This window comes from Brevibacillus sp. FSL K6-2834 (assembly GCF_038592925.1).
Classification (GTDB): domain Bacteria; phylum Bacillota; class Bacilli; order Brevibacillales; family Brevibacillaceae; genus Brevibacillus; species Brevibacillus borstelensis.
Genome location: NZ_CP151945.1, coordinates 3,193,617 through 3,217,593, shown reverse-complemented (window position 1 = coordinate 3,217,593; position 23,977 = coordinate 3,193,617). Strand labels below are relative to the sequence as shown.

Here is a 23,977-nt window from a genome sequence, read left to right as displayed (position 1 = left end):
ACTTCGGAAGGGAGCGATGGCGGATGAGTACTATTCGTGTTCTCGTCACAGATGATTCGGCATTCATGCGTAAGGTTATTTCTGACATCCTGCAAAGCGACCCTGAAATCGAAGTAATTGATCGTGCGAAGAACGGACTTGAATGCGTGGAGAAGGCTGCCAAGCTGAAGCCTGATGTAATCACGCTGGATATCGAAATGCCGATCATGAATGGCTTGGAAGCTTTGGAACAGCTAATGAAGCAAAGTCCTGTTCCTGTAGTGATGTTGAGCAGCTTGACCAGAGAGGGCGCAGAAGCAACGATTCGAGCGCTTGAGCTCGGAGCCATCGATTTTGTTGCAAAGCCATCCGGGCCGATTTCACTTGATATTCACAAAGTCGGCGATCGTCTGATCGAGAGAGTGAAAGCTGCCTCTCAAGCCAAGAAAAGAACGAATAAGTTTAAGCTTCATGCAGAGAGTACTGCTTCCCCGTTCCTGTTCGCAGCCAAGGCCACGGAAGACATTGTGCTTGCACCCCGGCAGGCATCGACTGAAATGCCTGTAAACAGAGCTGCATCCGGTTCGGCCAAGCTTGTGGTGCTGGGAACTTCAACCGGAGGCCCCAAAGCACTGCAAACTGTTCTGACAGCATTGCCCAGTCAGCTCCCTGCTCCGATAGCAATCGTGCAGCATATGCCAGCCGGTTTTACAAAATCGCTGGCACAGCGTCTGGACTCTCTCTGTGCGATCCGCGTAACAGAGGTAACAGACGGAGAATGGTTGGAGCCCGGAACCGCGTACATCGCACCTGGCGGCTATCATTTTGAAGTTGTACAAACGAACGGAAGACTGCAGGCCAAACTGCATCAGGAAGAGCCCCGAGGTGGTCACCGTCCTTCTGTCGACATCCTTTTTGAGTCTGTCAGCCGATTGACAAAAGTAGACAAATGGGCAATTATCATGACAGGCATGGGAAATGATGGGAAGAAGGGCCTGATCAAAATGAAGGAAATAGGTCCTGTAACGAGTATTATCGAGGATGAATCGACATGTGTCGTGTTCGGGATGCCGCGTGCGGCCATCCAGGCAGGCCTCGCTGATCATGTCGTGCCATTACACAAAATTGCAGAAACACTCTGCAAGCTGCTGCACTGATTTTGGGAGGTGGAACACCCATGGACATGAATCAATATTTGGACATGTTTATTGAAGAGTCAAAGGAGCACCTGCAAGCGATCAATGCGAACTTGCTCGTTTTGGAGAATGATCCGGAAAGCACTCAGATCGTCAACGAAATATTCCGTTCCGCGCATACGCTAAAAGGTATGTCGGCGACAATGGGTTTTGAGGATATGGCGAGTCTGACCCATGAAGCGGAAAATGTGCTGGATTTAATCCGAAATGACAAGCTGAAAATCAACAGCGATATTATGGATGTGATTTTCCAAAGCGTTGACCTGATTGAAGGCATGGTCATGAATATTATGGAAGGCGGAGACGGCTCGGCAGACGTGTCACAGCCAGTTGCTAAACTGCGGGCAATCGTATCGGGGGATTTTTCTGCCATTGCGAATGTGGCAGCCCAGGAAGCAACTGCGTCAGTCGAGCAAGTCGCTGCTGGCGGCTCCGAAGACGGCAACCGCGAGTACGATCTGGACGAGTTTTCTCTTACGGTTTTGAAGCAATCGAAGGAAGCGGGCAACAACCTGTTCTGGATCAAAGTAACCTTGCAGGAGAACTGCCTGTTGAAAGCAGCCCGTGCGTATATGGTTTTTGACCAGCTGGAGTCGATGGGGGAAGTGATCAAATCGACACCTGCGGTAGAGGATTTGGAAAACGAGCGCTTTGATCTTTCCTTCGAAGTAGTCTTTGTCACGATGGAACCTTTGGAGAAAGTGAAAAAAGCAATCGGTAATATTTCGGAAATTGAGGAAGTGCTCGTAGAACCGGTTGAAATGAAGGAAGCAGGAAAGCAAGCCAAGCAAGCAGAGCAGCAGGTAGCTGCTGCAGCCGCTGCGCCTGCAGAAGTCAAAAAAGCCGAAGGACCCGCACAGAACAACACGGCCGTGAAAAAAGTGACGGCGGGCGGAAAAACGATCCGCGTAGACATCGAGAGATTGGACGTCCTGATGAACCTGTTTAGTGAGCTGGTTATCGACCGTGGGCGTTTGGAGCAGCTGGCCCGCGAACTCGGCAAGAGCGAGTTGCAGGAAACCGTTGAGCATATGAGCCGCATCAGTGGCGATTTGCAAAACATCATTCTGACGATGCGCATGGTTCCGGTCGAGCAAGTATTCAACCGTTTCCCTCGGATGATTCGCGACCTGGCAAAAGATTTAAACAAAAAAGTAAATCTGGAGATATATGGCGCGGAAACAGAGCTTGATCGGACGGTCATCGATGAAATTGGCGATCCGCTTGTTCACCTCCTGCGAAATTCGCTCGATCACGGTGTGGAATCTCCAGCCCAACGAAAGCAGGCTGGCAAGCCGGAGGAAGGAACGATTCAGCTTCGTGCCTTCCATAGCGGAAACCATGTGTTTATCGAAGTAAAAGATGACGGTGCCGGCATTAACAAAGATAAAGTTCTGAAGAAAGCGATTGAACGGGGCATCGTAAATCCGGCTAACGCAGATTCCTTGAGCGACAGGCAAATCTTTGAACTGCTGTTCTCGTCAGGCTTTAGTACCGCTGAGGTCATTTCGGACATCTCGGGACGAGGAGTCGGGCTCGACGTAGTGAAAACGAAGATTGAGTCCCTGGGCGGAAACGTAAGCGTCGACTCTGTTCGTGGACAGGGAACGACATTCCTGATCCAGCTTCCGCTCACGCTCTCGATCATCTCGGCCATGCTCGTTCAGGTTCAAAACGAGAAATACGCTGTTCCACTCAGTTCTATCATTGAAACAGCGGTATTCCGCAAAGATCAAATCATGATGGCGCATCGCCAGAAAGTCATTGATTTCCGCGGAAGAGTGGTTCCTCTCGTTTCGTTGCAGGAAATCTTCCAGATTCCGGATAACGGAGCGGACAAAGATGACGAAGTAGCAGTCGTAATCGTCCGCAAGGGTGAAAAAATGGCCGGACTTGTCGTCGATTCATTTATTGGCCAGCAAGAAATCGTCCTGAAGTCACTCGGCAAGTACCTGGTAAACGTGTTCGCCATTTCTGGGGCAACGATCCTGGGAGACGGACAAGTAGCGCTGATTATCGACTGCAACGCACTGATTAAGTAAGAGGAGGGCAGCCGTATGCTCGAGCAAAAGGAAATCATCGGAGAAGTAAAAGTCATCGTATTTCGCTTGAAAGACGAAGAATACGGAGTTGATGTAAATCAGGTCAAATCGATTGAGAAATTGGAGCATATTACCCGCGTTCCGCGAACTCCGGCATTTGTCAAAGGGGTAATCAACCTGCGCGGAGTTGTAACGCCGATTATCGACCTGCGCAATCGCTTCAGTCTGGAAGAGACAGCGTATACCGAATCGACGCGGATTATTATTGTGGCGGTTGGTGAACTGGAAGTAGGCCTGATCGTAGACGCGGCTAATGATGTGATCGATATACCGGTGAACGCGATCGAACCGCCGCCGGAGGTTGTCGGAGGAGTGGAGGCCGCCTACCTGCGCGGAGTGGCCAAGCTGGAAAAACGCCTGCTGATCCTGTTGAATCTGGATAAGGTGTTGAGCAACGAGGAAATCAAACAACTTGACTCCTTTGAGGGATAAGGGATGGAATACTTTACAAAGTTTGGCGATTTTCAATTTGACGTACTTCGGGAAGTAGGGAACATTGGCGCTGGCAACGCGGCTACTGCACTTTCCAAACTGATACAAAAAGAAATCGACATGAAGGTGCCGCAGGTAAAAATTATTCCCTTTGACGAAGTAGCGGACTGCGTCGGAGGTCCAGAGGCGGTCGTTGTTACTGTCTTTCTTCGGGTTGAGGGAGATTGTCCGGGCAACATGTTTTTCATCCTGGATATGGCTTCCGCTCGGCACGTTCTGCAGCAGATTATCGGCGAAGTAAAGGATGTAGAAGAATGGACAGAGTACGAGGCTTCCGCTCTTCATGAAATCGGCAACATCCTCACCGGTTCCTACTTGTCTTCGCTGGCTGATTTTACGAATTTGAATCTGCAGCCATCCGTACCGGCTCTGGCGATCGATATGGCGGGGGCCATTCTCAGCTACGGACTTTTGGAGCTGGGACAAGCAGGGGACTTCGCGCTCACTATCGATACGGCTTTCTTTGAAGGCAATGAACAAGTCCAAGGTCACTTTTTTCTGATCCCTGATCCCGAATCCTTAAAGACATTATTTCGATCATTAGGAGTACCGTTCGATGGAGATTATTAAAATTGGGATGGCGGACCTCGGAGTTGCAAAATCTCCTGACCGATTACGGACTACAGGGTTAGGTTCATGTGTGGGAGTCGTCCTGTATGATTCTGTACATAAAGTTGCCGGGATGGCCCATGTCATGCTGCCTGAGTCCTCTCTCGGAAAAGGCGGGGAGATCGCGATCGGGAAATACGCCGATACCGCTATCCCCCGTCTCATTCAGGACATGAAGCTGGCTGGAGCATCGACGACCAACATGGTGGCAAAGCTGGCCGGCGGAGCTCAGATGTTTGCATTCCTCGGAAAGAGTGACTCGATGAGGATCGGACCGCGAAATGTAGAGGCGTGCAAAATGGCACTGCAGCAGGCAAAGATAAAAGTAGTTGCCGAGGATACAGGAGGAAATTGCGGGAGGACCATCGAGTTTGATGCGGCTACGGGTCTTCTGCAAATTCGAACCGTCAATCAAGGTGTGAAGGAAGTATAGGTATGCTGGGTACGATGTGGGTGAATACAGGGTTCGGAGCACTTGCTTCTGTCATTACGTTTTTTACGGCTTTGGCCGGAAACGTCTGGCTGGTTTCTTTGGAACGCGCCGGTTATGCATTTATCCTTTTTTTTCTTGCAGCTTTCCCGATACGTTGGCTCGTTGCTAAAATCATGGGCTCTTTCCAAGCCCCTGAGACCATGGTTCCGGCAGAAGCTGCCGAGGGGGGCGTCCCCTCGGCTTCCGGAGAGCCGGATGATCCCCAGGGAGACGGTGAATTTATACCGCTGTCTCTGGACCAAATGGGGAGCGCTCCTCTGGCGCATGATCCCACCACCGTTGCAGATGTTGTGAGGCGTTTAACTGATGAGTAAAGGTTGGTGACGAAATCGTGGCACGGCTAACCAATCAAGAAAAAGCAAGGCAGTTTGACAAATGGGTATTGTGGAAAGAAGAAGGCAGCCGGGACGCGGAGGTGGATCTGGTCACACAGTATCTCCCGTTAGTGGACAAGGTAGCCAACAGGCTTGCGATCAACCTTCCGAATAATGTGGACAAAGATGATCTGATCAGCTATGGCCGCTTTGGTTTGTTGGACGCGTTGGCCAAGTTTGATCATACCCGCGGGCTTCAGTTTGAGACGTATGCGATGTGGCGGATTCGCGGTGCCATGATCGATGGTTTGAGGGAGAACGATTGGATCCCCAGGACGGTTCGAGACAAGGCAAAGAAGATCGAAGAGGCGTATACGCTCTTGGAGCAAAAGCAACTGCGAGCGCCGACTGACTCCGAGGTTTCTTCTTACCTCGGCATTTCGGAGAAAGACTTGCAGCAGGTCTTTTATGAAACTTCACTCGCCACGATGATTTCTATAGATGAAGCTGTGGGGGAAGAAGAGGAGCAAAAGACAGCAAGGCATTCCTACATCGTCGATGAAGTGACACCGCGTCCCGATCAGGTGGCTGAATTGGCAGGCCTGAAAGAAGTGTTGACCGCCGTCATCGACAAGCTGCCGGAAAAAGAGCGTCTTGTCGTTTCCTTGTTTTACTTTGAGGAGCTGACCTTGTCGGAAATTGCAGATGTGATGAGCTTGTCACCCTCGCGTATCTCGCAGCTTCATTCCAAGGCGATATTTCGTTTGCGTTCCGCACTTGCCAGATGGAAGTCTCAGCTTGTCTAAAAGATAAATAGCTACAAATAGAAGATACAGAAAATGGGAGAAGAGGGCCCATGGTTTGAGAGGGGTAGAAAGATGGAAGCGATAGGAAACTACAAGCTCGAAGTCAAAATCTCTCAGGACAAACTGGAAGCCGGGATCATGTTGGTGATTGCCGACCAGGAGCTAGGATCGCAGCTTCGCATAACGGAGACAGAAGTGCGTGAAGTATTGCGACAACAAAAAATTACACATGGAATTCTTGATCAGGTCGTCCAAGAACTGTGCAGCAACCCGGCAAAATTTGTGAACACGTACGTTACGATCGCGAACGGAACTGCTCCTGTTGCCGGGAAGGATGGCGAGATCGAGTACACCTTTCTTGAAAAAAATCAAGACGAAAAACGGCCAAAAGAGCTGGAAGACGGACGGGTTGACTATTACAGCATTACGAACATTCCCAATGTGGCTAAAGGGCAGCTGTTGGCGCGGAAAACACCCCCAGTGCCCGGAATAGCGGGTATTGCGGTTACCGGAGAGCCCATCGTTCCTAAAGCCGGCAAGGAAGCTGTGCTGAAGCTCGGCAAAAATGTGGTGTTGAATGCAGAGAAAACGATGCTGTATTCAGCGATAGACGGTCAGGTTTCCTTTACGGACAATCATAAAGTGAATGTATTTCCTGTGTTCGAAGTCAATGGTGATGTCGATTTTAGCGTCGGGAACATCGATTTTGTGGGAACGGTGGTCATTCGCGGTAACATTCCGACTGGCTTTCGGGTGAAGGCATCAGGGGATATTCGCGTCCTCGGAAGTGTCGAGGGCGCCGAATTGGAAGCCGGAGGTTCGGTTGAGATCAAGAGTGGTATTGTCGCTCAAGACAAAGGACAAGTAATCGCCGGCAACAACGTGAAGACGTCATTTATTCAAAATGCAAATGTTACGGCAGGCAATCAAGTCCTGGTTTCGCAGAGCATCATGTTCTCCCAGGTGCGGGCGGGAAAGCAAATTATTTGTAATGGTCCAAAAGGAATCATTATTGGCGGCACGCTTCAAGCTGGAGAAAAAATAACGGCTCGTGTGATAGGCAATACGAGTGCAACGCCTACGGTTCTGGAGGTTGGCGTCAAGCCGGAGCTGCGTCTGGAATTGGCATCGATCAATAAAGAACTGCAAATTGTGTATGAAAATTTGCGCAAAACGGATCAAGGGCTGGGCGTACTAAACCAGCTCCTGCAGGTAAATGGCGAGCTTTCTCCGGAAAAGAAGACCATGCAAATCAAGCTGGCCAATACAAGGCTGATTCTGGAGAAAGAAGGAAAACAGCTCGAAGCTCGCAAAAAAGAAGTGGAAGCGGAGCTGGAGGGAGATTCACCAGCCGCCATTGATGTGTATTACACGATGTATCCTGGCATTAAAATGGTATTTGGCAAACTGGTCCGGTTTATCAAGCAGGAGTTTGCACGTACCCGCTTTCTCGTCGTTAACGGAGAGATCACGACTTCCACTCTCGTCTGAGCATAGCGATACGGAAAAAGGAGATGGCCCTGATGAGTCTCAAAACGGTTGAGTTACAGGTGGCACTGCCGCGAACCACTGAGGTTGGGCGCATTCAGGAACAATACCAGCATCGGCTAACCAACGAGCAGCATCTCCTGCAACAAGAGCAGAAAGGGATAGACCAACAAAAAAGTCAGCGTGCAGCAGAGGTCAACGAGACAGATAAAAACCAGCTGAGGGATAAAGAGCGACAAGACCAGCAGGGCAGCAAGGAGTCGGCGTTGGAAGCCTCTACAAAACAGGCGGCACAATCTCCCGGAAATGGCGGCACCGCATCTGGGGAAGTGGCGATGCGCGACCCTCTTCGCGGACGTTACATCGACATATCCTTGTAACCTTACCATCAAGAAGAAAATGAAGGAAGTATAGGTGACTACAATGAATGGGTCTTATTATATTTTGGCAGGGGCAGGGGTGGCAATCATGGTGCTGGCCCTGCTGTTTTCTTCCAGACGTTCAAAAAGGGATCGCATGCCAGCCGCTCCACAACTGAATATAGAGGAAGTGGAGGCAACGCTCCAGCGTTTTGTCCTGCAAATCAAGCAAGAGAAAGAAGCTGAGAGTGAAGCGTTCTACAAGTCGAATGCACAACTCAAGAAAGAACTGGCTGATGCGAAAGGGCGACTGGACAAAGTGGAGCGGGAATTGGCTGAACTGCGTACCGCCCGTCGGCAGCCGGCAAGTCCAGACCAGCAGGAGTCCTCCGGAGAGGCGGCGGATGTGCTTTCCATGCGTGAGCGCTATCGGCGCGTATTCGAATTGATGCAAGAAGGACTGGGGCCTGACGAGATTGCAAAAAGGCTGGGGGCAGGCAGAGGAGAGATCGATTTGATCTTGTCATTGGCCAAGCCACGGGAGGCAGGAGCGGCCAATGAATAAGCGCGATATCTTTTTTGGATTCGGGGCCGGTCTCCTCGTGGCAGCATCGATTTTGGGAATTACAACACAAAAGGAAGCCCCGGGAACCCACCAGTCCTTGACGAAGGAACAGCTGGAGACAGCTGCAGAAGAGCTGCAACTGGTCGTTCTTTCTAAGGAAGAGTTCAATCAGCTGCAACAAGAAAAAAAGATTGAGCTCCAACCGCTGCCAACCCCGCCAAAGAAGCCTTCTGCCCCTGTTTCATCGACACCGGATCAGCCGCAAGCGGGAAAGCCTGAGAAACCCGAAGCAGCACTGCCGCAAGCGCCGGTGAGAGCAAAGGAACCAAAAAGCGAGACCTCGGTCATGCCCACTGCCGAAACCGCTGATCCAAGCAAGCCGCAGCAGCCTGTTCCGGCGGATAGTTCTCAGGTGTCCGTGCCGACAGAGCCCTTGCCAAAAGAGACGAAGACGATCCAGATTCCATATAAAGCGACGGCGGAAAGTGTCGAGCGCACATTGGTGGACGCTGGGATTTTGGAACCCGACAACCAGTTTGTAGAAACGTTGAAAAAGCAGAACAAACTCAATCGCATACGTGTCGGCACGTATCAGATTCCCCTCGGGGCAAGCGAAGCTGACATCGTGTCCATCATCGCGACGCCTCCGAAAAAGTGAGGCGATTTTTTTTGCGGGAAATGGGATTGGTTTCTTGCAATCGTTTAGGTCATATGATATATTCATTAACGGTGTTGAATTCGCACGTCCACCAATTCCGGCAATGGTGCTGCCAGATTGGCAGTTTTGTTTGGAAAATGCGGTGAGGCGGAGGTAAGCACAAAAAAACCATTTTTTAAGGAGGTGTGAAAATATGGCAGTGATTTCGATGAAACAGCTCCTCGAGGCTGGTGTACACTTCGGTCACCAAACTCGCCGCTGGAACCCGAAAATGGCACGCTATATCTTCACCGAACGTAACGGCATCTACATTATTGACCTGCAAAAAACCGTGAAAAAAGTTGAGGAAGCGTACAACTTTGTACGTGAACTCGCTCAAAACGGCGGAAAAGTGCTCTTCGTTGGAACGAAGAAACAAGCACAAGAATCCGTAAAAGAAGAAGCAATCCGTACAGGCCACTACTACATCAACCAACGCTGGCTGGGTGGTACGCTGACGAACTTCTCTACGATTAAAAAACGTACTGCTCGCCTTGCTGAGCTGAACCGTATGGAAGAAGACGGTACTTTCGCAGTTCTGCCGAAGAAAGAAGTTATCGTTCTTCGCAAGGAAAAAGAGCGTTTGGAAAAATTCCTGGGCGGTATCGCTCACATGGAAGAACTGCCAGACGCGCTGTTCGTAATCGATCCGCGCAAAGAGCGCATCGCAGTAGCAGAAGCTCGCAAATTGGGTATCCCAATCGTTGCGATTGTAGATACTAACTGCGATCCGGATGAAATCGACTACGTGATCCCAGGTAACGACGATGCCATCCGCGCTGTTAAGCTGCTGACTTCCAAAATGGCTGACGCTCTGGTTGAAGGCAACCAAGGCGGCGAACAAGCTACAACAACTGCGTAAGCAAGTGTATGAGGGTGGACTGAGGGTTTCAGAACCCCGTCCACCCTTTTTAACACCTATACTTAGATTCGACTTTCCCAAGGAGGTTCTACGATATGGCAATCAGTGCACAAGCGGTGAAAGAACTGCGCGAGCGTACAGGCGCAGGGATGATGGACTGCAAACGCGCTCTCGAAGAAACGAACGGTGACATGGAAAAAGCGATTGACCTTCTCCGTGAACGCGGAATCGCGAAGGCTGCGAAAAAAGCGGGCCGCATCGCAGCAGAAGGCTTGACTTCCTGCGCTGTAGCCGGCAACGTTGCGGCAATCGTGGAAGTAAACTGTGAAACAGACTTCGTAGCGAAAAACCCTGAGTTCCAAGAGCTGGTGAAGGACATCGCTGAGCACGTTGTATCCCAACGTCCTGCGAGCGTAGAAGCTGCTCTGGAGCAGCCGTTCAAAGGCCAAGGAGAAACTCTCGGCCACATGATCAACGAAAAAATCTCCACCATCGGAGAAAACATTTCCTTCCGTCGCTTCTCCATCCTGGAGAAATCCGATAACGGCGTGTTCGGCAGCTACCTGCACATGGGCGGCCGCATCGGTGTTGTAGTCGTCCTCGAAGGAACTACAGACGAAACGCTGGCAAAAGACCTGGGTATGCACGCAGCTGCATCCAACCCGCGTTTTGCCAACCGTGAGGAAGTATCTCAAGACGAGATCGAGCGCGAGCGCGAAGTACTGAAAAACCAAGCTCTGGCTGAGGGCAAACCGGCAAATATCGTAGAAAAAATGGTAGAAGGCCGCCTCTCCAAATACTTTGAAGAGTACGTAATGGTTGAGCAGCCATTCGTTAAAGATCCAGACAAAAAAGTTGCCGCTCTGCTGAAAGAAAAAGGCGCTACTTTGAAGGGCTTTGTCCGTTATCAAGTGGGCGAAGGCATCGAGAAAAAACAAGAAGACTTTGCCGCTGAAGTAATGGCGCAAGTTAATAAACAGTAATGACCGTAAAAATAGGGAACACCTGCGTGTTCCCTATTTTATAAGAGCAGGCGGATCGCCGCTAGGCACGTATTGCCCGGTGATCGGAAAAGTCGCTCGGCTAGCTGGGAGGATTCCGGTAAAGCACAGAGAATGTTTCATGAATGGAGGCCGTTTCACATGCCACTTCCTGCCTATAAACGGGTTGTGTTAAAGTTGAGTGGGGAAGCTCTGGCGGGAGACATCGGGTACGGGATTGACCCGAAGGTGATTTTCTCCATCGCCAACCAGATTAAGGAAATTGTAGAATTGGGAGTACAAGTTGCAGTTGTTGTCGGTGGTGGAAATATCTGGCGCGGACTCTCAGGCAGCTCCAAAGGCATGGATCGGGCCACAGCCGATTACATGGGGATGCTTGCAACCATTATGAACTCGCTCGCTCTGCAGGATGGATTAGAAAAAGTGAACGTCCCGACTCGTGTACAAACGTCCATCGAAATGAGGCAAGTAGCCGAACCATACATACGCCGCAGGGCAATACGCCATCTGGAGAAACAACGAGTGGTCATATTTGCCGCAGGTACGGGGAATCCCTATTTTTCCACAGATACGACGGCTGCGTTGCGGGCCGCCGAAATCGAAGCTGAAGTCATTCTGATGGCTAAAAACAAAGTAGACGGTGTCTATTCCGCTGATCCGAGCATTGACCCAACAGCAGTGAAGTACGACAAGCTCACGTTCCTCGAAGTGTTAAGCAAGGGTCTGGGCGTAATGGATTCCACGGCATCGAGCCTCTGCATGGATAATGACATTACATTGATTGTCTTTAATATTTCTGAAGAAGGCAATATTCGTCGCGCCGTTATGGGTGAAAAGATCGGAACATTGGTTAAGGGGGAATAATACATGCCGCAAACCGTATTGAAAGATATGGAAGAACGTATGAGCAAAGCCATCAGCACACTAAAAAAAGATCTTGCCAGCCTGCGTGCGGGTCGTGCAAACCCGGCCATTTTGGATAAGATTGTGGTGGATTACTACGGAACACCGACACCGATCAGCCAATTGGCTAATATCAGTGTGCCGGAACCGCGCATGCTGACCATCCAGCCATGGGATAAGTCTTCCTTAAAGGAAATCGACAGAGCGATTCAGCAATCCGACCTCGGTTTGACTCCTTCCAACGACGGGACAATCATTCGCATTGTGATCCCGCCGCTTACAGAAGAGCGCCGCAAGGAATTGGTCAAGGTAGCGAACAAGAGCGGGGAAGAAGCGAAAGTAGCGATTCGGAACATCCGCCGCGATGCCAACGATGACATCAAAAAGCTGGAAAAGGGCGGAACGATATCAGAAGATGAGTCCCGCCGCCATCAGGAGACGATTCAAAAGGCGACTGACAAGTACATCGCTGAAGTCGATAAGATCGTCAAGGAAAAGGAAAAGGACATTCTGGAAGTTTAATGCATGATCCCCCTCATCTGAGGGGGATGAATGTCTATATCTCTCATTTTGGGGGAACACTTTATGTTAGAACATCTCGCGCGCAAGTTGACTCGAAAAGAAAAACAGGGGTCATCCGTAGAGTTTGACAGCTCCGGACCAGTCCCGAACCACTTGGCCGTAATTATGGACGGGAACGGACGCTGGGCCAAAATGCGGAATCTTCCCAGGATTGCCGGACACAGGGCAGGGATGAAGACGGTAAAAGAGATCGTCAAAGCATCCGATGAAATTGGCGTCAAGTATTTAACCATGTATGCATTTTCTACCGAGAACTGGAAGCGACCCAGAGAAGAAGTAGACTTTTTGATGAAACTGCCGCAGGAATTTTTGTCGACAGAATTGGAAGAATTGATCGAACGCAACGTTCAGATTCGAATGGTCGGCAGCAAAGACGAATTGCCTGCACATACGCTGAAAGCGCTGGAAACAGCGGAGGAGCGGACGAAGCAAAACACGGGGCTGCAGTTGATTTTTGCCCTTAATTACGGGGGACGAAAGGAAATTGCCTTAGCAGTAAAAGATATAGGTACCCGTTTGCAAGCGGGTGAGATCGACCTGGAACAATTGGACGAAGAGATGATTTCCCGACATTTGTACACGAGTGACATCCCAGATCCAGACCTGTTGATACGCACCAGTGGAGAACTTCGTTTGAGCAACTTTATGTTGTGGCAGCTGGCCTACACGGAATTGTGGTTCACCGATGTGCTTTGGCCCGATTTTACCAGGGAACATTTATATCAAGCGATTGCTGAATACCAGGGCAGAGCTCGTCGCTACGGAGCGGTATAAGCCGAGAGGTGGAATCAGTTGAAGCAGCGGATCATTACAGGCCTCATTGGTGGGGCAGGCTTTTTGTTATTGGTTTATTTAGGGGACCATTGGTTCTCGTTGCTCGTATTTTTCTTGGCCGTTATAGGCCTTTTTGAATTTTTGCGGATGGCAAAGGTTCAACCGCTGAGTGTGGCAGGGGTACTGGCGTATCTGCTCATGATCAGCCTGTTGTGGCCGTCTCTTTCCTTTACGAAAGAGACAGGAGTCATACTGCCTGATCTGGTACTGCCCGTAACCCTTCTTTTGCTTTTGTACGCGGTCTTTCGGAAAAATCAGTTTCACATTGAACACGCCGCCCTTGCATTGGTGGGGGCGTTATACATAGGCTATGGCTTTGCCTATATGGCTGCGCTGCGCAATTTGCCAGACACAGGGCTGATGCTTACAGTTCTCGTTATCCTGGGAATATGGGCAACAGATTCAGGAGCGTATTTCATGGGAAAAGCCATCGGCAAGCGGAAGCTTTGGCCTGCAATTAGTCCGAACAAAACGATTGAGGGAGCCGCAGGCGGCTTGCTTGCGGCTGTTCTTGTCGTTATGGCAGTAAACGTATGGATTGGCGGAATCTCTTTGGACAAGGCGCTGATCATTGCCCTCGTCAGTGGGATTGCGGGTCAGCTTGGCGATTTGGTTGAGTCCGCGATCAAACGTCATTTTGAAGTAAAAGATTCAGGACAAATCATCCCTGGACACGGGGGAGTTCTTGACCGTTTTGACAGCATGATTCTTGTCTTTCCGGTTTTGCATTTGCTGGGCATTGTCTAACGGGAAAAGCCATATAGAAAGTATATAGAGGGTGAAGCGTTTGAAACGAATATCGCTCTTGGGCTCAACAGGCTCCATCGGCAAAAGCACGCTCGACGTGGTGTCTCAACATCCGGAGGAGTTTAGCGTAGTCGCGATGGCAGCCGGGTCCAATATCGAACTGCTGGCTGAACAGATCGAACAGTTCAGGCCGGAACTGGTCTCTGTAGGAAACGCTCAAGCGGCCAAAGAATTGCAGGGACGTCTGGGGAACAGCCGGGTCGAGATTATGTACGGAGAAGCGGGATTGGAGGAGACGGCGAAGCATGCTGAGGCCAATTTCGTAATGACGGCAGTGGTCGGAAGCATCGGAGTTGCGCCTACACTCGCTGCCATAGAAGCTGGCAAGACCATCGGTTTGGCCAACAAGGAAACGCTTGTCAGCGCTGGCCATATCGTGATGAAAGCAGCCAGGGACAGAGGTGTGCAGATCATTCCGGTCGACAGCGAACACTCGGCAATCTTTCAGTGTTTGCAAGGGGAGCGTCGCGAGGATATCGCCCGCATCATTTTGACAGCTTCAGGCGGGTCATTTCGCCATTTGAGCCGGGAGGAGCTGGCCGATGTGTCTGTGGAGCAGGCTTTGCATCATCCGAACTGGAGCATGGGCTCCAAAATCACGATCGATTCGGCGACGATGATGAACAAGGGCTTTGAGGTCATCGAGGCTCATTGGCTCTTCGACCTTCCTTATGAACAGATCGAATGTGTTCTCCATTATGAGAGCATCATTCACTCTATGGTAGAATACAAAGACCGGGCTGTCATGGCACAACTGGGTACGCCCGATATGCGCGTGCCGATCCAGTATGCGCTGAGCTATCCGAAAAGAATGCCGCTTGGTACGGAACCGCTCGATCTGGTGAAGAGCGGCACGCTTCATTTTGCACCAATGGATTTTGACCGCTATCCTCTGTTACAATTGGCGTATGAGTGCGGAAGAGTAGGCGGGACTCACCCCACTGTATTGAACGCTGCAAATGAGGTGGCTGTAGACAGCTTTTTGCGAGGAAGCATCGCATTTCTGGAGATTGAAAAGATCGTTCGCCAAACGTGCGAAGCCCATCAGGGCACGAGTCATCCTTCTCTGGAAGAAATTTTGGCAGCCGACCAGTGGGCACGCGATCAGGCTGCGAGCTGTCTGGGCGTTAACAAGCGTTAAAAACGGAATGAAAGGTGGCTGTTCTCTTGCCTTTTCCCAACTTGGATTCAGTGGAATCAATTCTCGCGATAGTCATCGTGTTCGGTGTACTTGTCTTTGTGCACGAGCTTGGTCATTTTCTGTTGGCAAAACGGGCCGGCATTTTGTGCCGGGAGTTTGCACTTGGAATGGGACCAAAGATTTTTAGCGTAAAGCGAGGAGAAACAGAATACACACTGCGGCTGCTGCCGATTGGCGGGATGGTACGCATGGCGGGGGAGGACCCTGAGCTGGACGTTCTGAAGCCGCACATGGAAGTGACCTTGGAGCGAGATCCGGTGGGGAAGGTAACCCGCATCCTGCTGGATGGCCCAAATGGTGAAGGCAAAGGTGCGGTAACAGGTACAATTGTCGATTTCGACCTGGAGAAAGCATTGTCCATCGTTCTGGAAACAGACGGAGAACAACGCACTTTTTCGGTGCATCCGCAAGCCCAGCTCGTAAAAGACGGTCATGAGGTGCAAATCGCCCCGTTGGACCGCCAGTTTAAAGGAAAGACGGTTATGCAGCGCTTCTGGGCAATCTTTGCGGGCCCTGCTGCAAACTTTTTGCTCGCTTTCGTGTTGTTTATCGTCATCGGACTCGTTTATGGAGTACCTGTAAATGAGCCCGTGCTGGGCGAGATCATCCAGGGAGGACCGGCAGCACAGGCGGGATTGCAATCAGGAGACAAGGTTATTACGATTCAGGGACAGCCTGTATCGACATGGAGAGAAATGGTGGAGATCGTCAGCAAATCGCCGGACAAGCAACTGGAAATCGTTGTTGATCGGGGAGGACAGATGATCAATGCCATGGTCCATGTCAAGAACGAGGAGAATGTCGGGAAGATCATGGTGGGCAACGCTGTCACCTACGCTCCGGGGCAAGTGCTTCAGTATGGCGGAAAATCGACATACGAGTTTACCACGATGATTTTGACGAGTATCGGCATGCTCTTTACAGGTTCAGTGGGATTGAACGATCTTAGCGGACCAGTCGGAATCTTTAAGATGACCGGCGAATTTGCTCAGCAAGGCTTGGCGATCCTGATGAAATGGGCAGCTGTCCTGAGTATTAACCTGGGACTGATCAACCTGCTTCCTTTGCCTGCTTTGGACGGAGGCAGACTCGCCTTCCTGCTGATCGAAGCCCTGCGGGGAAGACCGCTTGATCCGCATAAGGAAGGGATGGTACACTTCCTTGGGTTTGCCTTTTTGATGTTGTTGATTTTGGTTGTGACATGGAACGATTTACACCGATTGTTTACAGAATAAAGCAGTGTTCACAGGCTGTTTGACAAACATAAAGGATGGTGCCCTATGTACAAGCGTGAGGAGACCAAACCGGTATTTGTGGGAGGCGTACAAATCGGCGGACAAAAAAGTGTTGTCATTCAATCGATGACAACCGCTGATACGCGGGACGTAGAAGGGACGCTGGCACAGATTCAGCGGCTCTATGACGCAGGCTGCCAAATTGTTCGTCTGGCGGTTATCAACGAGGATGCGGCCCGTTCCATCAAAGCGATTAAAGAACGTTCTCCACTCCCGCTAGTGGCAGATATTCACTTTGACTATAAACTGGCGCTGATCGCCCTGGAGAGCGGAATTGACAAAATCCGCATCAATCCGGGGAATATCGGTTCAAAAGAGAAGACGAAAGCGGTCGTGGAAGCATGCCGTGAGCGCAATGTTCCGATCCGGATCGGGGTGAACTCCGGTTCCGTGGAAAAACGGCTGTTGGAAAAATACGGCTACCCATCTCCGGAAGCAATCGTGGAGAGCGCAATGGATCACGTGCACATTCTGGAAGAGCTCAATTACGACAACATCGTCATTTCACTGAAGTCTTCCGATGTTCCGACCATGATCCAGACGTACTCTTTGATGGCGCAGAAGCGCAATTATCCGCTGCACGTCGGAGTGACCGAAGCCGGGACACAGTTCTCTGGTAGCATCAAATCCGCTGTCGGGATCGGTACAGTGCTGTCAATGGGTATCGGCGATACGATCCGGGTTTCGCTGACCGCTGATCCGGTTGAGGAAATCAAGGTAGCCAAGCAAATTTTGCGCAGCCTTGAGATTGTGAACAACGATCCGGTCGTAATCGCTTGCCCGTCTTGCGGACGTTGTGCGATCGATCTGATCGGACTTGCAACCAAGGTGGAGGATGCTGTTTCTACACTCAAAACACCTTTGAAAATCGCCGTAATGGGATGCGCGGTAAATGGTCCCGGCGAAGCGCGTGAAGCGGACGTAGGTGTTGCCGGCGGTAATGGCGAAGGCCTGATCTTCCGAAACGGCGAAATTGTACGGAAGGTAAAAGAAACGGAATTGTTCGAGGAATTGATGAAAGAAATCAATGAAATCGTGGAAGAGAAAAAGACCACCCAGGTCGGCTAGACCCTCTGCAACGTGAAGGAGGACACGTGTGTGTTAAAGCAAAGTCAGATGTTGATTCCTACTCTGCGGGAAGTCCCGTCGGATGCGGAAATTGCCAGTCATAAACTGCTGCTCCGTGCAGGCATGGCGCGGCAGTTAGCTTCAGGCATTTATACCTATCTGCCGCTTGCGCTCAGGACCCTGCAAAAAATTCAGGCAATCGTTCGCGAAGAAATGAACCGGGCAGGCGGACAGGAATTGCTTATGCCAGCCATGCAGCCGGCAGAGCTGTGGCACCAAACCGGCCGCTGGGATGTGTACGGGCCGGAGCTGGTACGCTTGAAAGACCGTCATGATCGATCTTTTGCACTCGGCCCCACTCACGAAGAAGTGATTACGAGCCTGGTCAGAGACGAGATCAACTCCTACAAAAAACTGCCGATCAATCTGTATCAGATTCAGACGAAGTTCCGCGACGAGGTCCGCCCTCGCTTTGGTCTGATCCGCAGCCGGGAGTTTATCATGAAGGATGCGTATTCATTCGACACGACGCAGGAAGGGCTGGATAAGAATTTCCAAGCGATGTACGATGCCTACACACGCATTTTCACGAGGGTAGGTCTGAACTTCCGTGCAGTGGAAGCTGACGCGGGAGCGATTGGCGGAAAAGGCACCTATGAATTTATGGCGCTTTGCGATATCGGTGAAGATACGATCGCCTATTCGGAAAATGGCGACTATGCAGCCAATCTGGAAAAAGCGGAAGTGGTGTACAAGCCTGCAGCGAAGCCGAAGGGAGATACGCCGGCGGTTGAGAAGGTGCACACGCCTGATGTAAAAACAATTGAACAGTTGACGCAAGCTCTCGATGTTGAGGCCAGCCGGATTATCAAAAGTCTCGTTTACCGAGTGGATGAGAAGCTGGTCATGGTCCTGGTACGCGGGGATCACGAGATCAACGAGGTGAAATTGAAAAATCTGTATGATGCTACCCATGTCGGCTTGGCTTCAGAGCAGGACATTTTGGCGGCGATTGGAACACCTGTTGGCTTTGTCGGGCCAGTCGGTGTAGACCAGGAGAAGCTGGAGATCATCGCCGACAACTTTGTTCAGGATGTTGCCGACGGCGTAGCTGGTGCCAACGAGAAGGACTACCATCTCGTTCATGTGCAGGCTGGCCGCGATTTTACCGTCTCCCGCTATGCTGACCTGCGGAACATTATGGAGGGAGATGAATGCCCGCGCGGCGGCGGCTTGATCAAGTTTGCCCGCGGCGTGGAAGTGGGGCACGTCTTTAAGCTCGGCACGAAATACTCTACAGCCATCGGCGCGACCTATCTGGATGAAAACGGCCGAAGCCAGCCGATGATCATGGGCTGCTACGGCATCGGCGTGTCTCGTACACTGGCAGCTGCGATCGAGCAAAACAATGATGAACACGGGATCATTTGGCCTGTGTCGATCGCGCCGTTCCACGTCCATGTCATTCCGGTAAACGCCAAAGTCGAAGCGCAGCGACTGATCAGCGAGGAGATTACCGAAGCACTGGAGGCAGCCGGTGTTGAAGTGCTGTATGATGATCGTCCGGAACGAGCCGGCGTCAAATTCAAAGATGCGGATTTGATCGGACTGCCGCTTCGCATTACCGTTTCAGACAAGGCCTCAGAAGAGGGGCTGGTGGAGGTGCGGGTGCGCCGGACAGGCGAAACGCATGAAGTGAAACGAACCGAACTGGTATCGTTTGTCAAATCGCTTCTCGCCCGTGTGGACAGTACAGGTGCGGAACTGTTTTAAGTCCTAAAATCAAGCAGGAACTTGCACGGATTTTGTCGAATTAGTCGGGGTACGCCCCCTTGTGATGGGGGAGTATCCCTTTTTTATTTCTTTTGTTCGCTCCTTGCGAAAAAGGGAGACATTTTCGGGTAAGATCGGGAGATTGAGGTGGAAGAGACCGTGAATCGGTTACAAGAACAAAAACATCGCTTCTCACTGTTGGTTAAGCAGATGGACCTGCCAACTGATTGGGTGGAGCGATTTTTTCTTGATGCACATATCGACAAATTGGAGCTGTATCGTCAAAACAAGGAATGGGTCTTTCATTTTACACTTCCTCGCTTGCTTCCGGCTGATGTTTTCAAGGCGTTTTCCGAGCGGCTCAAGCAAACGTTCTCGCATCTGGCTTCGGTGGACGCCCGTTTCCGTTATCACGAGCAGCCATCCGTAGAATTTGCCGTTCAGGAATATTGGGATGTACTGCTCGCAAATTTGGAGCAAAGCCTCAATTCGTTGGCAGTCACTCTGCGTACGGCGCGCAAGCAGGTAGAGCAGCAGGAAGTCAAAATTTACTTGCCGACGGAGATGGCCGTAGAGATGGCCAAACGCAAACGGGCCGATAGTGAATTGGCGTCGTCGTTTGAAAAAGCGACAAGCTGTGTTCCCCGTTTTGCCTTTATTGCAGAAGAAAGCGATGAGGCGTACAAGGCCTTTGTGGAACAGCGCGAAGAAGAAGAACGTGCGCTGGTCGAAGTGGTCATGAGTGCTGTCCAGCAGGAGAAGGACAGCAAGGGAAGCGACCAGACGGAAGCAATCACTACGTTGATGATCGGCTATGACATCAAGGATGCGCCGATTCCGATCTGCGAAATACAGGAAGAGGAACGCCGTGTCGTGATCCAAGGTACGGTGTTCAATGTTGAGGTCAAGGAGCTGCGTAGCGGCAGACATCTCCTGACGTTCAACGTAACAGACTACACAGACTCGTTGACCGTCAAAATCTTCTCGCGCGACAAAGAGGACGTCAAAATGCTGGAGGCGCTCAAGGACGGCATGTGGGTGAAGGTTCGCGGAAGCGTCCAGCACGATACGTTCCTGCGCGAATTGGTCATGATGGCCAATGACGTCAATCAAATCGAGCAGGTAAGCAGGAAAGATACTTCGCCGGAGAAAAGGGTGGAGCTGCACTGCCACACGCCGATGAGTGCGCTTGATGCCGTCGCATCGGTCAAATCTCTCATTTCAACTGCTGCCAAGTGGGGACACAAAGCGATTGCCGTAACGGATCACGGTGTTGTACAGTCCTTCCCGGAGGCATACAGCATTGCCAAAAAGAACAACATCAAATGCATTCTCGGCATGGAGGCGTATGTCGTAGAGGACGGTGTCGACATCATCTACAATTTGACGCCGGAGAGTGATTTGCCGATCGACGAAAAGACGGAGTATGTCGTATTTGATACCGAGACAACCGGGTTGAACGCAGCCGAACATACGATTATCGAGATCGCCGCCGTAAAAATGCGCGGTCTGGAAATTGTGGACAAATGGACAGAGCTGATTGATCCACAGTTGGAAATCGGGCCCAAAACGACAGAGATCACAGGGATTACCAACGAGATGCTGCGCGGAAAAGACACCCTGGAAGTTGTCCTTCCCCGCTTTAAAGAGTTTGCCGGCAATGCAGTGCTCGTCGCCCACAACGCGGAGTTTGACAAGAACTTTATCAATGCCTGCGCAAAGCGGATCGGCATGGAGCCGTGGAGCAATCCGTTTTTGGACACTCTGCCGCTGGCCCGCATGATGTATAAAGGGATGCGAAACTACCGCCTGGGTACGCTGGCAAAACGCTTCAACGTTGAATTGATCAACGCTCACCGCGCTTTGGACGATACTGTCGCATTGGCGCACGTGTTCCAGTATATGCTCAAAGATATGCGAGAAGCCGGGATTCAAAGCCTCATGGACCTCAACGAGCGGAGCAATGCCGAAGTCGATTACAAGAGCGGAAGACCGTTTCATGCAACCATTTTGGTCAAAAACAAAGCCGGGCTGAAAAACTTGTACAAGCTGGTCAGCAAATCCCATGTGGAAACCTTCTACCGGGTGCCGCGCATCCAGCGGAGCCAGCTCGTAAAATTCCGCGAAGGCTTGCTTATAGGGACCGCTTGCAAAGACGGCGAGCTGATGCAGTCGATTCTGCGCGGGAAATCGAGGGAAGAGTTGAAAGAAGTGGCAGCTTTTTACGATTACCTGGAACTGCAGCCCATCGCCCATTACGCGCCGCTGCTCAGAAATGAGGAAATTCCCTCGCTGGAAACGATGAAAGGCTATCACAAGATGATCGTGGAAATCGGGAAAGAGCTGGGAAAACCGGTGGTGGCGACCGGGGACGTTCATTTTCTCAACCCGCAGGATGATATTTTCCGGGATGTATTCTTGCTCTCGCAGGGCTCCCACGATGCCGGCAACCAGCCGCCGCTGTATTTGATGACGACCGATGAGATGCTGGAGGCTTTTCAATTCCTCGGGGAAGATATCGCCCGCGAAGTGGTCATCACCGCCCCGAATGAAATTGCCGACAGTATTGAAGAGGTCTCGCCGATCCCGGATTCGCTGTACACGCCGATCATCGAAGGGGCCGATGATGAGCTCCGTCAGATGTGCTATGACAAGGCCAAGAGACTGTACGGAGATCCGCTGCCTGAAATTGTTGAGAGTCGGCTGGAAAAAGAGCTGACGAGCATTATCAAGCACGGTTTTGGGGTCATTTACCTTATCTCGCAGCGACTCGTGACCAAATCGCTCTCTGACGGCTATCTCGTCGGATCACGGGGATCGGTCGGTTCATCCTTTGTTGCGACCATGTCCGACATTACCGAGGTAAATCCGCTGCCTCCGCATTACCGTTGCCCGGAGTGCAAGCACAGCGAGTTTATTACGGACGGTTCGATCGCTTCCGGTTTTGACCTGCCTGACAAGGAATGTCCCTCCTGCGGGCATAAGCTGGCAAAAGACGGACAGGACATCCCGTTTGAAACGTTTCTTGGCTTTAAGGGGGACAAGGTCCCCGATATTGACTTGAACTTTTCGGGCGAATACCAGCCGCGGGCGCACAAATACACGCAAGAGCTGTTCGGTGTGGACTATGTGTACCGTGCGGGTACGATCGGCACGGTTGCGGAAAAAACAGCGTACGGCTATGTCCGCAAATATGCGGATGAGCGAGGAATGACTCTCAGAAATGCAGAGATTGCGCGACTGGTAAACGGATGTACCGGGGTAAAACGGACGACCGGCCAGCACCCGGGAGGGATTATCGTCGTACCGTCCTATATGGAGATCGAGGATTTTTGCCCGATTCAGTTTCCGGCGGATGACAACGAGTCCGAGTGGAGAACGACGCATTTTGACTTCCACTCCATCCATGACAACCTGCTGAAGCTCGACATTCTTGGACACGATGACCCGACCGTTATTCGGATGCTTCAGGACTTGACCGGAATCGATCCAAAAACCATTCCGCTGGATGACAAAGCGACGATGTCGATTTTTAGCTCGACAGAAGCGTTGAATGTAACGCCGGAGCAGATTCGCACGAACATGGGGACACTCGGTATTCCGGAGTTCGGTACGAAGTTTGTCCGGCAGATGCTTGAGGATACGAAGCCGACGACCTTCGCCGAGCTTGTGCAGATTTCCGGTCTTTCACACGGAACCGACGTCTGGCTGAACAACGCCCAGGACCTGATTCGCAGCGGAACGTGCAGACTGCCGGAAGTTATTGGTTGCCGGGACGATATCATGGTTTATTTGATCTACAAAGGTCTTGAGCCATCCCGGGCCTTTAAAATCATGGAGTCGGTCCGTAAAGGAAAAGGGGTTCCCGAGGAAGATCAGGAAGAGATGCGCAAGAACAATGTGCCTGAATGGTATATTCAATCTTGTCAAAAGATCAAGTACATGTTCCCGAAAGCGCATGCGACCGCTTACGTCATGATGGCTGTCCGCATCGCCTATTTCAAGGTGCATCGCCCGCTTGAATTCTACGCGACGTACTTTACGGTACGCGCTGACGACTTCGACATTCCGTTGATGGTAAAAGGTTCCTCGGCGATTCGCCAAAAGATCGAAGAGATCGAGGGCAAAGGGCATGACGCACAGCCGAAAGAAAAGTCGCTCTTGACTGTTTTGGAGATGGCTCTCGAAATGGTAGAACGCGGTTTCAAATTTGCCAATGTGGACTTGTACCGCTCGGATGCCACCAAGTTCCTCATTGACGGCGACAAGCTGATCGCGCCTTTCAATGCCTTGCCTGGGCTTGGTACGAACGCCGCTATCGGGATCGTAAAAGCCAGAGAGGAAGGGGAGTTTCTGTCCAAAGAGGACCTGCTCACCCGCTCCCGCATTTCCAAAACCATTCTGGAATATTTGGAAGAACAAGGAGCGCTTCAGGGATTGCCAGAATCCAATCAGCTCTCCCTGTTCTAAAAAATAGGAGAGGGTTTGGCGACCTTCCCAAGCCGGTTCGGACAGGTTTCATAGCCGCGGTTGTCAACAAAGGGCTGTTAT

Annotated in this window: 22 protein-coding genes; all 22 read left to right on the top strand. The window is 51.2% G+C overall.

The window, feature by feature from the left end:
* The first annotated feature begins 23 nt into the window (after positions 1-23).
* Positions 24-1,136 carry a chemotaxis response regulator protein-glutamate methylesterase gene (locus NST96_RS15935; RefSeq protein WP_342404173.1) on the top strand — a complete coding sequence of 371 codons (1,113 nt, stop codon included), beginning with the start codon at positions 24-26 and terminating at the stop codon, positions 1,134-1,136.
* A gap of 20 nt (positions 1,137-1,156) precedes the next feature.
* Entirely contained in the window at positions 1,157-3,217 is a 2,061-nt protein-coding gene (locus NST96_RS15930; protein WP_342404172.1) for a chemotaxis protein CheA, read from the top strand.
* A gap of 15 nt (positions 3,218-3,232) precedes the next feature.
* Positions 3,233-3,709: a chemotaxis protein CheW gene (locus NST96_RS15925; RefSeq protein WP_003385869.1), complete on the top strand. Its 477-nt coding sequence runs from the start codon at positions 3,233-3,235 to the stop codon at positions 3,707-3,709.
* 3 nt (positions 3,710-3,712) lie between these two features.
* Positions 3,713-4,339 (top strand): chemotaxis protein CheC, encoded by a 627-nt coding sequence (locus NST96_RS15920; RefSeq protein ID WP_003385868.1) that lies wholly within the window; start codon positions 3,713-3,715, stop codon positions 4,337-4,339.
* The gene (locus NST96_RS15915; RefSeq protein ID WP_003385867.1) at positions 4,326-4,811 is read left to right on the top strand and encodes a chemotaxis protein CheD; all 486 of its coding nucleotides are present in this window, start codon (positions 4,326-4,328) and stop codon (positions 4,809-4,811) included. Before NST96_RS15920 ends, NST96_RS15915 begins: the two co-directional genes overlap by 14 nt.
* Positions 4,812-4,813: 2 nt before the next feature.
* Positions 4,814-5,185: a hypothetical protein gene (locus NST96_RS15910; RefSeq protein WP_003385866.1), complete on the top strand. Its 372-nt coding sequence runs from the start codon at positions 4,814-4,816 to the stop codon at positions 5,183-5,185.
* 17 nt (positions 5,186-5,202) lie between these two features.
* Entirely contained in the window at positions 5,203-5,991 is a 789-nt protein-coding gene (locus NST96_RS15905) for a FliA/WhiG family RNA polymerase sigma factor (RefSeq protein ID WP_003385865.1), read from the top strand.
* Positions 5,992-6,063: 72 nt separating this feature from the next.
* Positions 6,064-7,482, top strand: coding sequence for a FapA family protein (locus NST96_RS15900; protein ID WP_003385864.1), 1,419 nt, complete (start codon positions 6,064-6,066; stop codon positions 7,480-7,482).
* Positions 7,483-7,514: 32 nt separating this feature from the next.
* Positions 7,515-7,859: a hypothetical protein gene (locus tag NST96_RS15895; RefSeq protein WP_003385863.1), complete on the top strand. Its 345-nt coding sequence runs from the start codon at positions 7,515-7,517 to the stop codon at positions 7,857-7,859.
* A 43-nt stretch (positions 7,860-7,902) separates the two neighbouring features.
* Positions 7,903-8,403, top strand: a complete 501-nt coding sequence (locus NST96_RS15890; RefSeq protein ID WP_003385861.1) for a hypothetical protein — start codon at positions 7,903-7,905, stop codon at positions 8,401-8,403.
* On the top strand, positions 8,396-9,061 hold the full coding sequence (locus NST96_RS15885; RefSeq protein WP_024983831.1) for a hypothetical protein: 666 nt from the start codon (positions 8,396-8,398) through the stop codon (positions 9,059-9,061). Before NST96_RS15890 ends, NST96_RS15885 begins: the two co-directional genes overlap by 8 nt.
* Positions 9,062-9,254: 193 nt before the next feature.
* Entirely contained in the window at positions 9,255-9,962 is a 708-nt protein-coding gene (gene rpsB, locus NST96_RS15880; RefSeq protein ID WP_003385859.1) for a 30S ribosomal protein S2, read from the top strand.
* Positions 9,963-10,057: 95 nt separating this feature from the next.
* The gene (gene tsf, locus NST96_RS15875; RefSeq protein ID WP_003385858.1) at positions 10,058-10,945 is read left to right on the top strand and encodes a translation elongation factor Ts; all 888 of its coding nucleotides are present in this window, start codon (positions 10,058-10,060) and stop codon (positions 10,943-10,945) included.
* A 159-nt stretch (positions 10,946-11,104) separates the two neighbouring features.
* On the top strand, positions 11,105-11,827 hold the full coding sequence (pyrH, locus tag NST96_RS15870) for a UMP kinase (RefSeq protein ID WP_003385857.1): 723 nt from the start codon (positions 11,105-11,107) through the stop codon (positions 11,825-11,827).
* A gap of 3 nt (positions 11,828-11,830) precedes the next feature.
* Positions 11,831-12,388 (top strand): ribosome recycling factor, encoded by a 558-nt coding sequence (frr, locus tag NST96_RS15865; protein WP_003385856.1) that lies wholly within the window; start codon positions 11,831-11,833, stop codon positions 12,386-12,388.
* Between the two features lie 63 nt (positions 12,389-12,451).
* Positions 12,452-13,222 carry an isoprenyl transferase gene (locus tag NST96_RS15860; protein WP_003385855.1) on the top strand — a complete coding sequence of 257 codons (771 nt, stop codon included), beginning with the start codon at positions 12,452-12,454 and terminating at the stop codon, positions 13,220-13,222.
* Between the two features lie 18 nt (positions 13,223-13,240).
* Positions 13,241-14,029: a phosphatidate cytidylyltransferase gene (locus NST96_RS15855; protein WP_003385854.1), complete on the top strand. Its 789-nt coding sequence runs from the start codon at positions 13,241-13,243 to the stop codon at positions 14,027-14,029.
* 40 nt (positions 14,030-14,069) lie between these two features.
* Complete coding sequence (locus NST96_RS15850) at positions 14,070-15,230, top strand: 1-deoxy-D-xylulose-5-phosphate reductoisomerase (RefSeq protein ID WP_122957627.1); 1,161 nt, start codon at positions 14,070-14,072, stop codon at positions 15,228-15,230.
* Positions 15,231-15,256: 26 nt separating this feature from the next.
* A complete protein-coding gene (gene rseP, locus NST96_RS15845; protein ID WP_039071274.1) occupies positions 15,257-16,525 on the top strand; it encodes an RIP metalloprotease RseP in 1,269 nt (422 codons plus the stop codon).
* Between the two features lie 45 nt (positions 16,526-16,570).
* On the top strand, positions 16,571-17,653 hold the full coding sequence (gene ispG / locus NST96_RS15840) for a flavodoxin-dependent (E)-4-hydroxy-3-methylbut-2-enyl-diphosphate synthase (protein WP_003385851.1): 1,083 nt from the start codon (positions 16,571-16,573) through the stop codon (positions 17,651-17,653).
* Between the two features lie 30 nt (positions 17,654-17,683).
* The gene (locus NST96_RS15835; protein ID WP_024983829.1) at positions 17,684-19,426 is read left to right on the top strand and encodes a proline--tRNA ligase; all 1,743 of its coding nucleotides are present in this window, start codon (positions 17,684-17,686) and stop codon (positions 19,424-19,426) included.
* A gap of 159 nt (positions 19,427-19,585) precedes the next feature.
* A complete protein-coding gene (locus tag NST96_RS15830; protein WP_031932904.1) occupies positions 19,586-23,896 on the top strand; it encodes a PolC-type DNA polymerase III in 4,311 nt (1,436 codons plus the stop codon).
* Positions 23,897-23,977 lie beyond the last annotated feature (81 nt).

Bases quoted from the DNA above. Each gene is read 5' to 3' on its own strand.
- ispG (WP_003385851.1), top strand. From the start codon at position 16,571: ATGTACAAGCGTGAGGAGACCAAACCGGTATTTGTGGGAGGCGTACAA.
- tsf (WP_003385858.1), top strand. From the start codon at position 10,058: ATGGCAATCAGTGCACAAGCGGTGAAAGAACTGCGCGAGCGTACAGGC.
- NST96_RS15920 (WP_003385868.1), top strand. From the start codon at position 3,713: ATGGAATACTTTACAAAGTTTGGCGATTTTCAATTTGACGTACTTCGG.
- NST96_RS15895 (WP_003385863.1), top strand. From the start codon at position 7,515: ATGAGTCTCAAAACGGTTGAGTTACAGGTGGCACTGCCGCGAACCACT.
- NST96_RS15930 (WP_342404172.1), top strand. From the start codon at position 1,157: ATGGACATGAATCAATATTTGGACATGTTTATTGAAGAGTCAAAGGAG.
- NST96_RS15915 (WP_003385867.1), top strand. From the start codon at position 4,326: ATGGAGATTATTAAAATTGGGATGGCGGACCTCGGAGTTGCAAAATCT.
- rpsB (WP_003385859.1), top strand. From the start codon at position 9,255: ATGGCAGTGATTTCGATGAAACAGCTCCTCGAGGCTGGTGTACACTTC.
- NST96_RS15935 (WP_342404173.1), top strand. From the start codon at position 24: ATGAGTACTATTCGTGTTCTCGTCACAGATGATTCGGCATTCATGCGT.
- NST96_RS15910 (WP_003385866.1), top strand. From the start codon at position 4,814: ATGCTGGGTACGATGTGGGTGAATACAGGGTTCGGAGCACTTGCTTCT.
- NST96_RS15900 (WP_003385864.1), top strand. From the start codon at position 6,064: ATGGAAGCGATAGGAAACTACAAGCTCGAAGTCAAAATCTCTCAGGAC.
- NST96_RS15885 (WP_024983831.1), top strand. From the start codon at position 8,396: ATGAATAAGCGCGATATCTTTTTTGGATTCGGGGCCGGTCTCCTCGTG.
- pyrH (WP_003385857.1), top strand. From the start codon at position 11,105: ATGCCACTTCCTGCCTATAAACGGGTTGTGTTAAAGTTGAGTGGGGAA.
- NST96_RS15860 (WP_003385855.1), top strand. From the start codon at position 12,452: ATGTTAGAACATCTCGCGCGCAAGTTGACTCGAAAAGAAAAACAGGGG.
- NST96_RS15890 (WP_003385861.1), top strand. From the start codon at position 7,903: ATGAATGGGTCTTATTATATTTTGGCAGGGGCAGGGGTGGCAATCATG.
- NST96_RS15925 (WP_003385869.1), top strand. From the start codon at position 3,233: ATGCTCGAGCAAAAGGAAATCATCGGAGAAGTAAAAGTCATCGTATTT.
- frr (WP_003385856.1), top strand. From the start codon at position 11,831: ATGCCGCAAACCGTATTGAAAGATATGGAAGAACGTATGAGCAAAGCC.